This is a genomic window from Marinobacterium sp. xm-g-48 (genome assembly GCF_013282925.1).
Taxonomy (GTDB): Bacteria; Pseudomonadota; Gammaproteobacteria; order Pseudomonadales; family Balneatricaceae; genus Marinobacterium_E.
Genome location: NZ_WBYQ01000007.1, coordinates 24,595 through 39,407, shown reverse-complemented (window position 1 = coordinate 39,407; position 14,813 = coordinate 24,595). Strand labels below are relative to the sequence as shown.

Genomic DNA, 14,813 nt, shown 5'->3' with positions numbered 1-14,813 from the left:
GTTTTGTGTGAATAAGGTTCCGAGTACACAGCGTAAAATGGCCCGTTTTTCTGCGCATATGACCTGGATTCTTATTCTGGTGATGCTTACCTATGGCTTTAACGCCTATCTTGAACAGCGCGATCATCCCAATGCACAACTATCTTTGGCAAACGGCACCGATCAGGTTCGCCTGATTGCCGATCGAAAAGGGCAGTATCGAGCACCCGGTACGATCAATGGATACCCTGTCTCTTTTGTGGTTGATACCGGTGCGACCTATGTGTCACTTTCAGATGCTCTGGCCGATGAGCTCTCGTTACCCCGTGAGGGCAAAAGCTTTGCGATAACCGCCAATGGTCGAGTGCCCGTCGATTTAACGCAGTTGGAGGAGGTTAGCTTGGGTGGGCTCTCCATGGCTAACGTACCCGCAATGATTGTACCTGAGCTGGACAGTCAGATTGTTCTGTTAGGGATGAGTTTTCTAAAACACCTCGACTTTGTTCAAAGCGAGGGAAAGCTGGAGCTTCGTGTTCCTTAAGAGGTAATGCTCTTTTGGCTGATTTCGGTTCTTATCTGACGTCGGCTCACGAAGCAAGAATACCGCTTCTTTGGGGGATCACTACGCAGTATTCATCGGGCTTAACCCATGCTGCGATCCGGTCAATGGGCTGCTCATACAGTTATAACGATTACCTGTATGAAACAGCAAAAGCACAAATTCATGATGCTGAATTGATTCAACGCATCGGCGAGTTCGAATCGGGTTGTTACAGCGTGGCGCGTGAGCAGCTAACCACGATACCAGTTGATCGCTCTGCGCTGAATAAGCTTTGGGATGTTGATTGGTTAGGCTCGAAAACTTTTCTCCAAACGCCCGGTACGTTCTATCAATCGCCCGAGGCCTATCTCCATAATCAAGAGGCCTATGGATTCATCCGGGATGAAAGAAATCATCAGCCTGATAAGCAAGAACCCATTGAACGCGGTACTAACCCGTATTGCTCAGAGGTCTGGAACGGTGCTTGAGGTTCAGGGCATTAACACAGACGCCGTCACTCGAGCAGGGCAAAGTTCCTATGTGCCGAGACACAGTTATACCAAGATCAAGGCTTCAGTGTCAGTAATATAATGAATAACGTCATTGGCATGGCAGAGAATGTCGTGGCAGCGGTGGGTGCTAGCACTCAAGCCATAGAGGCCGCTCAGCTTATGACAGCCAATAAAGCCGTAAAGGTCTTCATACCGATGATTATTGCTTTGATTCAGGCTGTGATTGTCATTGCGACACCCATCGTGTTGGTGTTTACGTCTTATCGTTTTAAGGCATTTTTTACGATGGCAGGCATGTGGTTCACGTTGGAGTTCATGCACGCGATTTTAGGGCTGGGTAATCTATTCCAGCACCGTCTGGCCTTATTGACGTCCACCGATGCAAGTGAGGCCTCTGCATTGGAAACGGTCATCAGTGTCATGCTCTCCTATGGCATCATTCTGATTCTTCCCATTATTTGGTTAATGATTATGACAGGCGTTGGATTAGCATTGGCGAAAGGGTTTCAGTCAGTAGGGGGGTCACCCAGATCAGGTATGTCGGGTAACCCTGTTAGTCCGACTTCAGGCACTCTTGGCAGTTCATCAACGCGTGTACCTGGTTCAATGGGTGGTAGTTCAGGAGAGGTTGGTAAAAATGGATGATGAATAATGATCTACAAATCTCGCTAATGAGATCTTCATACTCTTTTACCAAAAGTTAGGATTTTGAGAGTCGTTCCCTAATGGGTCTTTTTGGTCCTGAGAGTGATAGGTGGGATTGGAAGTTACCTGAATCGCTCTGGCACTGAATATTAGTCCGAACAGTCCCGCGAGGAGGGTCACTAATCCAATCACGAGCATACCAGTACGCAGGAATATCCATCTATAGACCGTGAATGTTTTAGCACGCCTATGAAGTGTCAGTAGTTTTGAACGCATCAATACAATGAGTAACGGTGTAGCGATGACTATGAATTCATCGAATATGTTCCAGTCTATCGTGCTTGTGTTTGCAAAAAGCGCGTTATGTAAAAAACTCCCTGTCAAAATGGTCAGCCAGATTGATGTGATAGATGTAATCCACTTTTGCTTAGTCATATGATCTCCTTGCTTTGAGTTTAGTACAAAAAAAGATGGCCGCTCGAGAGCAGCCTAATTGATTTACTAAACACCAAGGGTGGAGGGCTCCTTAGTGAGCAAGATACTCTCACTACTCTTTGAACTTACAAGTCAAAAGCTCGATAAAAAACTGTTTTTTGAGTTTGAGGACGGCCGTCGTGACGATGGCGTGCATCGACAAATCTTTAATCATTACTGCGAGATTGCAGCGGGTAAGTTTGAGCTGGAGCTCGGATCTATTGCAGGTATTCCCCTTTACGATGGGGAAGATGAGAGTCACCCAGCAGTTGAGAAGCTGTCAACTCAGATAGTTGAAGCTGATGGCGTGATCTTTTTTAGCCCCGAGTATAATTTTTCGATACCCGGTGGGCTCAAGAACGCCATTGATTGGCTGTCGCGCTGCAAACCTCAGCCCTTTGCAGGCAAGCCGGCCACAATCATTGGTGCGAGCCCCGGTAACCAAGGCACGGCCCGGATGCAGTATCACCTGCGTCAGGTGGGCGTCTACTTGGACCTTCACTTTATGAATAAACCTGAGGTAATGATTGCTGGTGTGAATCAGAAAGTGCAGGCTGGGAAAATCGTAGATCAACCCACTATCGAGTTTTTGCAGCGTCACGCGAGCGTATTCAAATCCTTTGTCGAGCGCCATGCGTACTCACGTCAAGACGTCTAGGAGTGGATGATGGCTGAGAAACAGAAAAACGTGTTGGGAGAGGCGTTGGAGCAGTGCGGTTGCGACCCAATGACCGGTTACTTTCGTGACGGCTGCTGCAATACCGATGCCTATGATCGTGGTTCACACACCGTTTGTGCGATTCTTACCGACGAGTTTCTGCAGTTCTCATTGAGTCGCGGTAATGACCTGATTACCCCTCGGCCGGAGTATGACTTCCCGGGTCTAAAGGCTGGCGACTCATGGTGCCTGTGTGCCTCGCGATGGCTTGAGGCGGAGGCTTTCCACTGTGCGCCGCCGGTAAAGCTTAGCTCCACAAATATCGCTGCGTTGGAACGAGTCGATCTAGAGATGCTCAAGCGATATTCGCATGAGCAGCTGCACTAGCCAGAGCATGGCGCTTTTTAAGGTGAGACGGTCACTTCCACAGAGATGTCGTCTCCCTCTCCAAAGCCCTCCTTGGTGCGAACGGGTGCCTTGAGTGGGAGGATAAACGAGCCCGACTTCTTATCGGGAAAAATAGAGGTTTTCCAGCAGCTGGAGCCTATCTGTACCTGAACCGGAATGCTGCCAAAGCCCCGTCTTAACGGAAAAAAGAAGCGAATCTGCTCGGCGGTCTCGATGGGCAGGGTGACGAAGAACCAAGAGGCTTTCTCCGACTCCCAGCGCCAGACTTCGCCAGTGAATCCAAAGCTATGTGCCTCGTGCGATGAGCTCGTTTGCATCTCAGTCCGCTCTTGTCTTTGCAACCTAGTTAAACGAGTAGGTAAGGGCCGCTGCAGTTGGGTTGTATAAGCCCGTCATCTGCGGTGCCAAGTTTGCCAGCGTCTGTTGGCGGTTTCCTGGGGCAGGGTGGGTACTTAGAAACTCGGGCGGAGCACCTTTGCTATTAGCGCCCATCTTCTGCCAGAGGGTGGCAGCAGCGTTCGGGTTGTAACCGGCGCGCGCAGCCAACTCCATGCCAAGACGATCGGCTTCAAGCTCGCCGGTCCGACTGTTGGGCAGCGTAATCGCGACTGCAGCGGCCAAAGGCGCACCTGTAAGCGCAAGATCGCGGTATTCACTGTTCTCGGTTGCAACACTCAGTGCCAACATCCCAAGTTGAGTCGCCATCGCCACAGACATACGCTCCGCCGTGTGATTGGCCAAGGCATGGGAGACCTCATGCCCAATCACCTGAGCCAGTTCATCATCGGTTGGATTTAGCTTCTCAATTAAGCCGGTGTAAATGGCCATGCGACCGCCTGCCATACACCAGGCGTTTACAGTCTCTGGGTCATCAATAACGCTGATGCTCCAATCCCAGTTACGGGTGTTGGGAAAGCGCTCGATCGCTTGATAGACAATACGCCCCGCGATCGTCTGTACGCGCTTAACCACCTCTGCATCAGTGTCTACTTTGCCTTCATCTTTGAGCGGGGCCAACATCTGGGTATAAGCCGCTTTGGAGGCGTTGATAGCCTGCGAGGGTGAGACCAGCATCAGCTGGCTGCGACCGGTGGGGCTGGTACCGCACGCGCTGAGCATCGCAGCTAGCGTGAGTGTTAAGCCAAGCTTGGAAAATTTTGTCATTGAAGGGCTCTCGGGCGAACTTAATTCTAGCGAATGTTATACCACCAGTAACACCTCTGTCTGCGCCGGATCCTGCTCAAAGCGCATACTGACCTGTTGCTGCTGTTCGCTACTCATACGATTGAATAGAAAGTCGCGCGTATTGCCGGGGTGGCCCTCGAGGTAGAGCTGGCTGGTGAGCAGCTCAAACCCTTGGTCAATCACTTTCACGTGGATATGCGGGGTGCGGCCCGGGTAGGGCACAGGCTTGATGGTTCTGAACGTAAAGCGCCCTTCAGCATCGGTACGGGCGCGGCCAAACCCTTGAAAGCCAGCGTCGCGTGGTTCGGCGCGGCGATCCGCCGTATGCAAGTAGCGACCCGTCGCGTCACATTGCCAGATCTCTACGATCGCATTGGCGATGGCATCCCCATCGCTATCTACGAGTCTACCGTTCAGCTGAATTACTTCACCGCCGGCGGCTTTTACCGCACCTTCGATCTTTACCAGATCGTTGTCGACATCATCGAAGCGCATCGAAGAGGTGGGGTAGAAAGGTCCCTCCATTGCTGACGGGGTTGGAGCAAGCGCATTGGCAACGGGAGCCAACGGGAGCAGTGCCGCGGCAGTTAGTAGGGAGCGGCGTTTAACATTGATTTTCGACATGTAAAAACCTCCTGTCACTAGTTTGGGTTGGTACGCAGGATTGGGCAGATGGCGTTTAGTTTAGCCCGCTATCGTAACGTTGACCTATATTGATACTGAGAGTTTTTGATACGGGGCGTTACGGAGGGGTTGAGATGAAGAAGGGACTGTTGATAGGTTTTTATGTACTGATTATTGCAATACCCCTGCTGGCCTCCTGGTACTTCGTAGGTCATCCACGCATTTTCTGGCAAGAGCTTGGTTCAGTATTGGGTATCCTTGCGTTCGCGATGATCCTCTCTGAATTTGTTCTGTCTGGCCGGGTTAAATCTTTCTCACGCAAGGTTGGCATGGATGCAACGATGAGGTTTCATCGCATCATTGGATGGTGTGCGCTGATCGCTGCTCTGCTTCATCCCTTTCTTTACGAATCGACCCCAACAACAGGCCCTTGGCCGTGGGACAGCACGCGTCAATTTGCAGTCGCCACTGACTTTGCCGCGATCTCGACAGGTGTGATCGCTTTTATTTTGCTACCAGTGCTTGTTGTGTTGGCAGTCTGGCGCTCGTCGCTGGACTATCGCTATGAGACCTGGCGACGGCTGCACGGCTTAATCGCCGCAGCCTTGGTTGGACTCCTTCTGCACCATACCTTGTCTGCGGGGCGGTATGCGGCACACGAAACTGTAGCGCTGCTATGGCAAGTCATGGCGCTGATTGCGCTTCTGACGCTAGTGTACCGCTATCTGATTTCGCCCATTCAACAACTGGGCAAACCCTGGAAGGTGAGTCGGGTGGAAAGGTTGTCAGAGAGACAGTGGCGCTTGAGTTTGCTGCCGGATGGGCATCCGGGGATGGATTACAAAGCCGGGCAGTTCGCCTGGTTGAAGCTCGGTCATTCAAGTTTCTCAATCAGCGAGAACCCGTTCTCTATCGCGTCGGCACCCGCAGAGGGGCCTGAGATCTGTTTTGTGATCAAAGAGCTCGGTGATTTCACCTCAACGCTCGGTGAAACCAAGGTGGGTGCGCGTGCTTACTTGGATGGCCCTTATGGTAGTTTGATCGTCGATGGCCGCTCGGAACCCGGTGTTGCTCTGATTGCAGGGGGTGTGGGTGTGGCACCGATACTTGGAATACTTCAGCAACTCAAACAAACCGATGATCCGCGTTCGTATCGTCTGATATACGCTAACCGGACTGAGGATCAGATTGTCTGTCGTGACGAGCTGGCTGATGACAACCCAATACTTGTGCTGTCAGAGCCAACTGAGGGTTGGCAGGGTGAGGTCGGTTTAATCGATCAGAAGCTGATTGAGCAGAGCTTTTCCGACGCTGAGTTTGACACTTGGCTCTTCGTTATTTGCGGGCCTGTACCGATGATGGACCAGGTGTATCAGGCACTCAAACAGAAGGGCGTATCTGACGATCGTATTCTGCTGGAGCGGTTTGATTACGACTGACACTCATATTGTTTTTTCTGTCAAGAATGGATCTTCTACCCATTTTTCGCGCCTGTGTGTCATATTTTTAATGAGCCCTGCTTGAACGCTAGGTTCATTCAAGATATTGATTTTAATAAGGTTATTCGTCTATTTTTGCCATCATTGACAATAGTGTCACGTCTATCGTTGACGCTATTTGCCATACCTGACATAATTGTCATAAGTGTGTCAATTTGTAATTTGACATAGTTTTGACCAATTTAGGGTAACGATGGCACGATGATCCTTGACCAAAGGCAGGTCCTGATCAAAGAAGATTTCGAGTCCGCATCGACTGTGTACGATGTGGCCGAAATGCGTGAGCTGCTCGCACGAGCAGGGGCCAGCTATACCCTATTGGACGGCTCCTCTCTCAGTCCGATTCCGTTTGTAGAGGGGCGACAAAACGGACCCAATCTAGAACTGCTTCTACCCGATGGCACCATTGTCATAATTCGTGAATTCTTCGGTGACATGGGCACGCCCTATAGCACTCAGACAATGCTGGCCAGTTTCGGACCCGAGACTGAGGTCTACTTCCCCGATTACGTTCCCGGCCTGATGCAAGCCTCTTACGGTGGTTTGTCAGGTGCGATCCCAATGTTTGGAACTGCCGCACCAGCGGCTGCTGCGGGTGGTATCAGTCCTGCGATGATGGCGATGGGTGCTGCGGCGCCCGCTGCTGCCCTCCTTGCCCCTACGCCGGAGGGTGGGGATATCAACATTAGCGTTGGTGGCGTCGGTGGGACAGTAGCGGCACCTGCCGCGAGTATCACCAGTATCGTAACAACTTTCGGAACAGAGCTTGGTATCGATGAGGATGTTGACGATGCCGTTGTGACGGTTAAAACAGCGAACATAGACAACGGCGAAACCATCGAATTGGAGTTTGCCGGTACAACTTACGAAGCGGTTGTCAGCAATAACAAAGCACTGTTTGCAATAGAAGCGGCTGAACTGCAGGCCCTCGATGACGGGCTGTATGACATGGTTGCGACGCTGGTGTCAGACGCCACTGTTACAAATGATGTCGGCATCACGCTCGATCGTATCGCGCCTGTGTTTGACAGTGATGAGCTTGCACTCAGTTTTGATGAGGGAACGACAGATTCTCTGCTGGACAGTGCCGATATAGGTGTTGCGCTTGCAACGGATGAAACAACCCTGGAGTACTCTATCGATGGTGCTGACAAAGCTGCTTGCTCGGTTAATTCGCTAACCGGTGCCATCAAATTTAAAGAGGCACCCGATTTTGAAGCGCCGAGCGATGACGACGGCGACAATATTTATGAGCTGACACTGATTGCGACTGACATCGCCGGAAATGTCACTGAAAAAGCCATCACAATCGAAGTATTAGATGTTGATGAGAGTGACACAACGGCGCCTGAACTTCCTACGGTCGACACACAAAACGTGTCTGACACGCTCCCCATCATTGAGGGCACGGCTGTTTTGGGGGCGAGCGAGCAATTAACCGTCGCCGTGAATGGCGTCGTTGTCAATGTCACACCCGATGAGAATGGCGATTGGGCCCTCAATCTACGCGCGGAGGATCTTGATGTTGTCTCTGGCACACTCTCAGAGCTGGAGCAGGGTGTTATCTACGACGTAGAGGCAACTGTTACGAATAGTGAGTCGCAGCTAAGTTCAACAGATGAAACGACCAGCGAGCTGCGAGTGGCGCCGCCAAGTCCGACAGTCAACGATCTAGCGATCGTCAATGTCGAGTCACCTGTTTTCACCGGCACATCTCCTGAGCTGAATGAAAATCTCAAACTCATCGTCAAACTGAGCCAAACCACCTCAACCGGTGAAGAGCTGATTGAATACGAGGTGACACCGGTTGCCAGTCAGACAGAGGCGGGCGTATACGAGTGGACGCTCGATACTGCAACAGCAACACCGTTAGAAACCTCAAGATTTGCAACTGAATTAAGCCTGCCACTTAACGATGGCGACTACACAGTCACAGCACGGATCGCGATGTACCTTGATGGTACGGAGTTGATGAGCAGTGATTTAGCCGTAGATGATTTCACTGTTGATCTCAGTGCATCCGTCGCACCCGTAGTGACTGATTCGGTTAGCGGCCAGCTTTCGCCGACGGTCAGCGGTACAGCAAATTTAAAACAGGGTGAGACGTTAGATGTTTCCGTTATTGGGACCGATCAGCAGATTATCGTTACCTTTGAGGATGTCACGGTCGTTAATGGTGCATGGTCGATTGATTTAGCAACGGCGGTACCCGTAAGCGGAGAATGGGTACAACCAGCAGCGGGGAGTGAAACGTCTTTTGATGTTCGAGCCGTAGTTCCTGAATCTGGCTTGGAGAGCACAGGAACTCTGGATATTGATCAGGCCGCACCGACTGTCAAACTCTGGATAGATACCACTGAGACCCTGACCGAGAACAACGCTGGTATGTATCAGCTGAACATCCTGTTTTCTGAAAAATTGGCTGAGTGGCCGCCTGATTTTTCAGGTCTTCAAATAAGTGGTTTGAGTCTTGCCGTTGATGATCAAAACACCCTTATTGCCCCTATAGTTGACCCACAAAATCCGCTGAAATTTACTGCGGACTTTGTGCTTGATAAGCCGTTCGAGGGAATCGGCTCGGCTGTAATACCAGCCGACACCTACGCTGACTTGGCTGGCAATGGACTTGAACTTCTGGAGCTGTTTAATCCCGAGGTTGACACGGTTGCGCCGAGCGAGCTTTCACTTTCGATAACGGATACAGGCGCCTCTGCCTCGGATGGCATCACACGTACCTCGATCGTTCAGGTCTTCGGGTTGGAGAAATACGCAGTTCTCAATTACTCGCTGGATGCAGGGGAGACCTTTATCGAAGCTCTTCCCCCTTCTGGTGGCTGGACTCGTTCAGGCGACACTTACGTAACGACCATTGCACTGCCCGAGGGTGTCCTAACGTCAAAGCAGGTTCAAGCTTACCAAGTCGATGCCAGCGGTAACACCGGAGATCAGGTTTCTCTTTTTCTGGATCGAAATTACACGATCGACACCAGTCTCCCTTATTTTTCCGAGATGCTGGTCAGCTATGTCATTGATGAAAATGACCAAGCAGACGTCACAGTAGTCGCTAAGTTGGATGCCAGTGCAACTATCGACTGGACTACGCTAGTTGCTCAAACAGACGCCAGCTATCTGCAGTTATCCAATCTAGTTGGTGAGCCGAATCAAGCAGCCCTGGTAGTTCCAGCCGACACAACCGGTGTCACCTCAGAACTAACATTCGTGGTGCAGGGTGTCACTGTTGACGATACAACGCTGAACATTGCCCCGGACGCGGTTTTCCTCGACACACTGGTAGTCAGTGATCTTGCGGGTAATGAGATTCCCCAGTATTCACCGGTTGATGAGATGACCACGGTCACCTACAACGTAGGTGCCTCAATTCTGGGTGTGGATACAACTGAAGGGGTGCTGCGTCCTGATGCAGAGTTCTCTATTCTCAGCTTTGCGTCGCCGGCTGGCGCAAAAATTGAATTTACCTTGGATGGATATGATTCTCTCGTTGCATCAATCGATACGAGCGTTACCAGTGCGGGGTATCTGGGCAGTTCAACTTTCGATCTGACCGCCTTAACCGCACTCCAATCCGCGCAGCTAGATAACACCAATATCAACTACAGCATAAGAATGCTGGACTCAGCCGGTGACCTAATTATTGGTGTGCCGACGAAAAGCGGTGTGTTTACTTTTGACTCGACGCCGCCTACGGCTCCTATCTTTGTTGATTCCAATGGCGATGAGATCACTGGTGGTCTGATTGAATTACTGGAGAATCAGCCTTATCAGTCCACTCTGTTCTTCATCGCTCAGTCGGACGATACCTCATCAATCACATACGAACTGAGCGCCGAAGATCAGCAATATTTCCAAATTAACCCTGATACCGGCGGTGTCAGTATCCGCCAAGACGCAGTCAGCGGCTTATGGCAATTTGACTTCGAATCCTTGGTTCAAGATCGGTTGGTTGATCAGGATACGAAAGAGATAACCCTGACGGTAAATGCCGTCGATGCGGCAGGTAATATCGGCGGAACAGCCAGCATTGCAGCTCATATCGGTAACCTGGATGAGAGCGCACCTCAATTCCAAGATGATGGTACTGCTGAGGATGACTACGATGCTGTGCGTGTGGTTGAGGAGTATGTGGAAGCGGGCGCGCTGGTCTACAGTCCGGGCACAGTTACTGACATCTATGATGACGATAGTCAGCGTGATGTGTCGGATCAAGTTGTATTCTCGCTAGCACGTACCGGTGACTTCCAACTCCTGACCGTCGACCCAGATACCGGTGACGTCAGTATCAATGCATCACCAGATTACGATCTAAAGAGCGTCTATACCTTCACGCTTATCGCCACTGGAGCAGACGGTAAAACGGCTACTCAAAATGTGCGCTTGGATGTCAATGAGAGCGGTACCGCAGCTAACTTCGTTGCCCTGAAAGAGCGAAATATCGCCACTGGTGAGTGGCAGAGTATCGAACTCTCCGAAATGCGCTTGAGTCTTGCGACAGTTGAAGAGAATACAGATCTTTCGGCTTATGCTTGGGAGTTGCGCGTTGATGATCCCGCTGCAGTTTTGACTCTGTTAGACGGATCCGTTGACTTCTTTACCATCACGCAGAATGCAGATTCGCCGGAGTACTGGGATCTTGTATTCAAAGATGACGTGACTTTCGATTATGAAACGCTGTCTACGCTCAACTTCCGAATTCGTGCAACCGATGAGCAGGGCGTTCCCAAGGACCTTCCGTTAACGGTCGCTGTACTGGATGACGGCACCAATCCAGTGTTTGATTCAGCGCTAGAAAATATTGAGACCCCAGAAGTTCTGGCCGGGACAACCTTCCAGCCAAGTATCGCAACGCTGGCATCTGGCGTTAACGGAACTATTGAGTATTCGATCGTTGAGAATTCAGAGCTCGATGTGAATGACGAGCCAATTATCACCGTGCCTTTCTCAGTTGATTCAAGTTCGGGTGCAATTACCGCGCTGGAGAACTTAGATTACGAGAGCAATGCGAGCAATGGTTTCAGCTTTACTCTTCGCGCAAGCAATGGTGATGAATTTTCAGACAAAACATTGACTGTCGCTGTGTCCGATGTTGCTCCAAATGCTGCGCAAGTGATCAGTGCCGAATGGAATGTTTCGCCCTTGCAGGGTGCTACATTGCCATTACAAGTCACCTTCGATAAGCCGGTGACCCCGTCTGATGTACAAGGGGTCAAGGCTGTACTACACCTGACTGGGGCTGATTCATTGGGTAATCCAGTGGTGAAAGAACTCAACGCCGCACTGCAATCGGTCGACCCAAATGATGCCAGCAGTTTGTTGTTCCAGGTGACACAGCCCATGGATACTGACTTTGTTGGAACAGTCTCGGTTCACGCCATCGTCCTCGATGACGGCGTTACATTGACTGGCGCCGGCGGTAACGCCGATCTCATTTTTTCAGCGATTGATGTTGCAGGAGAGTGGTCATTTAACAATATTCAACCCACTGTCGAGACAGTGGAGCTAGAAACAACAAGCTTTACGCTGAGCTACAGCGAACAACTGATCATTCCCGCCAACACAGAAATTAATGTCACGAAGGTAGGCACAGATGAGATTGTCGCCACGTTTACTTCGGGCACGGATGCGACACAAAGCGATACTCTAGTCTTTGATCTAGCGACCTCCAATGGAGTGTCGCTTGATGATCTGAAAGGTGGCTCGTTAGTGTTTGATTTGGTGTTGGGCCAACTTACGGGCGTGGACAGCAATAACACCGCAAAATCTTACTACGATTACGATCAAACGACGTTTGTCGATATCGATGGTTCTGTACACGATTACAACAGTGACACGAGCACCTGGATTGTGGCCGGCGAATTCGTCACCGACTCCCTAATTGTCAAAGCCTATACCCTAGAGGGCGAACTCCTCGGCGAGACCGACTTCAATCCACTCAACGGTGCAATCGACTATGTCGACCTGATGCCAGCTAGCTACAGCGGCCCGGCGATCATCAATATTCTGGACGGCTCAGCAGAGCTTGATTACCTCGATGAGTTTAGCGGCGAGCTAAAGGACTACGGCCAAACCACGGCAGGATTTGGTCTACGCGCGCTCATCAACTACGAAGATTCAGTAGCGCTTGAACCGATCAGCGTGACGCCACTGACAGAGCTGGCGCTGCGTTTAGCAGAGGCAAATAGCGTTTTGGATCTGGATGCCGCTTATGATCAGGCGATGGCACAGCTGTATGGGCTGTTTAGCCTCACCGACACCCGCGGCCAAATCACAGTTACAACAGCGGATGGGTTTGATACAGCTGACGGAATCTCTGCTGCAGAGAACCACGGTCTGGTATTAGCGGCTCTCTCTACGCTGGATAACCTTACCGGTGGAATCAATTCAACGCTCGATCTGCTTGACCCTGCGAGCGGTTTAGATCAATGCGAGCTCGACCCGTTAATTGCCGACGCTGTTCAAGCCGTCGCCGCAAGCGAAAACCCATACGTGCAACAGATTGCCCCAGAGCTGACTCAGGTACTCGAGCAGTTCTATGACTATTACCCGATGGTAATTGCACCGTTCATCGCCCCCGAAGGGATTGAACCGAATACCGATCTACTTGACCTCTCAGCTTACCTCTCGGACGAGTCCGATTTCGAGATGCTGATCGATGGCGAAATTCAGGAACTGAGCACAACTGACGATGCGGTCGCAGCTGCTCAGCCTGCAACACCAGATTCAATTTTGAATAACACACAGGTCGTTACACCCGCTGGTGTCGACCACATTGACGCTGAAACGGATGTAAATATCTATGGTTAACTCAAATTATATGGCATCAATCCATGCCAAACGCTTCATTAGACTGCTTACGTTAGTCGCTCTGTTACTGGTTATAGGGCTCAATGTCGCTTTGGCGAATGAGGGGTTAAAACTCAATATATTTCCGTCCATCGGTAAGCCGGTCTATGGCGTCGCCGAATTTGGTTCATCTGTTACTGACCCAGTTAGCGTCACTGTGGCATCAGAAGCGGAGTACCAAAAAGCTGGCTACACCCGACCTGCGTTTTTCAATACCGCGACCGTGCGCAAGTTAGGCGTCAATCGCTACCTTATTACCACATCAACCCCAGTCGATAGTGCTAATTTCACGTTGATACTGGATGTGCAGTTCAAAGAGTTTCGTCGCGTCTATCCTGTAGAGTTGTCGCTTCAGTCAGGGCAGGTAGCTGCAAATTTCGCGCCGGCTAAAGAGTACGATCAGCCCGCTAAAACCGCGGTAAGAGCCGTATCAAAACCGGTTGTGGCAGCTGTAGCACCTGCTGCGCAGTCATCTTCAGTGACGACCCCAGCGGCACAGCCGGCGCCGGTCGTTGAGCCGATGCAGCCAGCGGCGATCTACTCCACGCCCGCTCCACAACCACAGATTTTTTACCCGCCGATGCAGTCGAGCAGCCAACCAGTCTCCAATGGCACTGAGCAGTTCCCGTTCTACATTGTCGTTATCGCACTGGCGGTGCTACTTCTCTTAGCGATGTTTGTTGTCGTGCTGTTTATGCACAAGAACTCAGACTCGCGTCATCATTCGGTGCAGCACGACCAGCATTCCATGATGAGTGATCTACTCAAGGCGTTGCCCTCACTGATGGGCCACAATCAGCAGCTTCAGCATACACAGGCTCAAACAGCGGCCGTGCAGATGCCGCAACCTTGGCACCCATTAGAGGCAAGCCCGCAACAACCGAGCCCCCAACAGCCTCATTGGAATGATCCAGAACCAGCGCCAGTGCGCCCAGCACCGCAGCGCCCAGCGATACCTGCGAGGGTAGAACAGGCTCAGGCTAGTCCAACCAAAGAGCCCCAGGCCCCAGCAGTACAGCGCGCGCCTGCACCCCGGCCAGCCAGACCAACAGTACCGCCAGCGCCGCCGCCAGCTAATCCGGCTAAACCCGCAGGCCCTGTGAATCCAGCTACGCCGCGAGCACAGGCGCCGACGACTCAGCCTGCCCCAGCGCCGGCACGACCCCCGGCACAGCCAAGCGCGCCGGTTCAGCAACAACCAGAAAAAGTAGCCAAGCCTGCAGTTGCCGGCGCCGACAAGAGCGAGAAGCTGCAGTTAGCCATTGTCTACATGAACATGGGTGATGAAGTGATGGCTCGGATGCTGCTCGAAGAGATCGGCCGTGATGGTTCGGAGGCAGAAAAGGCCGAAGCAAAAGCCATTCTGGCAAAAATGAATAACCCCAGTGATCGACCGATCATTGCGGATAAGAACGATAAGATCGAGTGAG

The 14,813-nt window shown here is 51.4% G+C and carries 12 protein-coding genes; 8 read left to right on the top strand and 4 right to left on the bottom strand.

Features of this window, described 5'->3' with window-relative positions; all coding sequences use genetic code 11:
• Positions 1–7 precede the first annotated feature (7 nt).
• The 3 genes from XMG48_RS10265 to XMG48_RS10255 all read left to right on the top strand — a co-directional run bounded on the left by XMG48_RS10265 (position 8) and on the right by XMG48_RS10255 (position 1,677).
• Entirely contained in the window at positions 8–520 is a 513-nt protein-coding gene (locus tag XMG48_RS10265; RefSeq protein WP_173481982.1) for a retropepsin-like aspartic protease, read from the top strand.
• A gap of 14 nt (positions 521–534) precedes the next feature.
• Positions 535–1,008, top strand: a complete 474-nt coding sequence (locus XMG48_RS10260; RefSeq protein WP_173481981.1) for a hypothetical protein — start codon at positions 535–537, stop codon at positions 1,006–1,008.
• Between the two features lie 102 nt (positions 1,009–1,110).
• On the top strand, positions 1,111–1,677 hold the full coding sequence (locus tag XMG48_RS10255; protein WP_173481980.1) for a hypothetical protein: 567 nt from the start codon (positions 1,111–1,113) through the stop codon (positions 1,675–1,677).
• A 45-nt stretch (positions 1,678–1,722) separates the two neighbouring features.
• Here the strand turns inward: XMG48_RS10255 and XMG48_RS10250 are convergent, their stop codons facing one another.
• On the bottom strand, positions 1,723–2,112 hold the full coding sequence (locus tag XMG48_RS10250; protein ID WP_173481979.1) for a hypothetical protein: 390 nt from the start codon (positions 2,110–2,112) through the stop codon (positions 1,723–1,725).
• Positions 2,113–2,206: 94 nt separating this feature from the next.
• On the opposite strand from XMG48_RS10250, the gene XMG48_RS10245 reads away from it, so the two are divergent.
• Positions 2,207–2,809, top strand: coding sequence for an NADPH-dependent FMN reductase (locus tag XMG48_RS10245; RefSeq protein ID WP_371731447.1), 603 nt, complete (start codon positions 2,207–2,209; stop codon positions 2,807–2,809).
• Positions 2,810–2,818: 9 nt separating this feature from the next.
• Positions 2,819–3,196: a DUF2237 family protein gene (locus XMG48_RS10240; protein ID WP_217362034.1), complete on the top strand. Its 378-nt coding sequence runs from the start codon at positions 2,819–2,821 to the stop codon at positions 3,194–3,196.
• Between the two features lie 17 nt (positions 3,197–3,213).
• Here the strand turns inward: XMG48_RS10240 and XMG48_RS10235 are convergent, their stop codons facing one another.
• From XMG48_RS10235 to XMG48_RS10225, 3 genes are read right to left on the bottom strand one after another with little or no spacing between them, the layout of a single operon-like run.
• A complete protein-coding gene (locus XMG48_RS10235; RefSeq protein ID WP_173481977.1) occupies positions 3,214–3,534 on the bottom strand; it encodes a DUF1905 domain-containing protein in 321 nt (106 codons plus the stop codon).
• A 25-nt stretch (positions 3,535–3,559) separates the two neighbouring features.
• Entirely contained in the window at positions 3,560–4,381 is an 822-nt protein-coding gene (locus XMG48_RS10230) for a M48 family metallopeptidase (protein WP_173481976.1), read from the bottom strand.
• 36 nt (positions 4,382–4,417) lie between these two features.
• Positions 4,418–5,026 carry a protocatechuate 3,4-dioxygenase gene (locus tag XMG48_RS10225; RefSeq protein WP_173481975.1) on the bottom strand — a complete coding sequence of 203 codons (609 nt, stop codon included), beginning with the start codon at positions 5,024–5,026 and terminating at the stop codon, positions 4,418–4,420.
• Positions 5,027–5,160: 134 nt separating this feature from the next.
• Here XMG48_RS10225 and XMG48_RS10220 point away from each other — a divergent pair, with 134 nt between their 5' ends.
• From XMG48_RS10220 to XMG48_RS12130, 3 genes are all read left to right on the top strand, one after another.
• Complete coding sequence (locus XMG48_RS10220; protein WP_173481974.1) at positions 5,161–6,465, top strand: ferric reductase-like transmembrane domain-containing protein; 1,305 nt, start codon at positions 5,161–5,163, stop codon at positions 6,463–6,465.
• A 261-nt stretch (positions 6,466–6,726) separates the two neighbouring features.
• Complete coding sequence (locus XMG48_RS10215; RefSeq protein ID WP_173481973.1) at positions 6,727–13,344, top strand: cadherin repeat domain-containing protein; 6,618 nt, start codon at positions 6,727–6,729, stop codon at positions 13,342–13,344.
• Positions 13,337–14,812, top strand: coding sequence for a FimV/HubP family polar landmark protein (locus XMG48_RS12130; protein WP_173481972.1), 1,476 nt, complete (start codon positions 13,337–13,339; stop codon positions 14,810–14,812). The genes XMG48_RS10215 and XMG48_RS12130 overlap by 8 nt, the downstream gene beginning before the upstream one ends.
• The last annotated feature ends 1 nt before the right edge of the window (position 14,813 follow it).

Coding starts and splice junctions, on each gene's coding strand:
- XMG48_RS10255 (WP_173481980.1), top strand. CDS start 1,111: ATGAATAACGTCATTGGCATGGCAGAGAATGTCGTGGCAGCGGTGGGT.
- XMG48_RS10250 (WP_173481979.1), bottom strand. CDS start 2,112: ATGACTAAGCAAAAGTGGATTACATCTATCACATCAATCTGGCTGACC.
- XMG48_RS12130 (WP_173481972.1), top strand. CDS start 13,337: ATGGTTAACTCAAATTATATGGCATCAATCCATGCCAAACGCTTCATT.
- XMG48_RS10225 (WP_173481975.1), bottom strand. CDS start 5,026: ATGTCGAAAATCAATGTTAAACGCCGCTCCCTACTAACTGCCGCGGCA.
- XMG48_RS10240 (WP_217362034.1), top strand. CDS start 2,819: ATGGCTGAGAAACAGAAAAACGTGTTGGGAGAGGCGTTGGAGCAGTGC.
- XMG48_RS10230 (WP_173481976.1), bottom strand. CDS start 4,381: ATGACAAAATTTTCCAAGCTTGGCTTAACACTCACGCTAGCTGCGATG.
- XMG48_RS10235 (WP_173481977.1), bottom strand. CDS start 3,534: ATGCAAACGAGCTCATCGCACGAGGCACATAGCTTTGGATTCACTGGC.
- XMG48_RS10220 (WP_173481974.1), top strand. CDS start 5,161: ATGAAGAAGGGACTGTTGATAGGTTTTTATGTACTGATTATTGCAATA.
- XMG48_RS10215 (WP_173481973.1), top strand. CDS start 6,727: ATGATCCTTGACCAAAGGCAGGTCCTGATCAAAGAAGATTTCGAGTCC.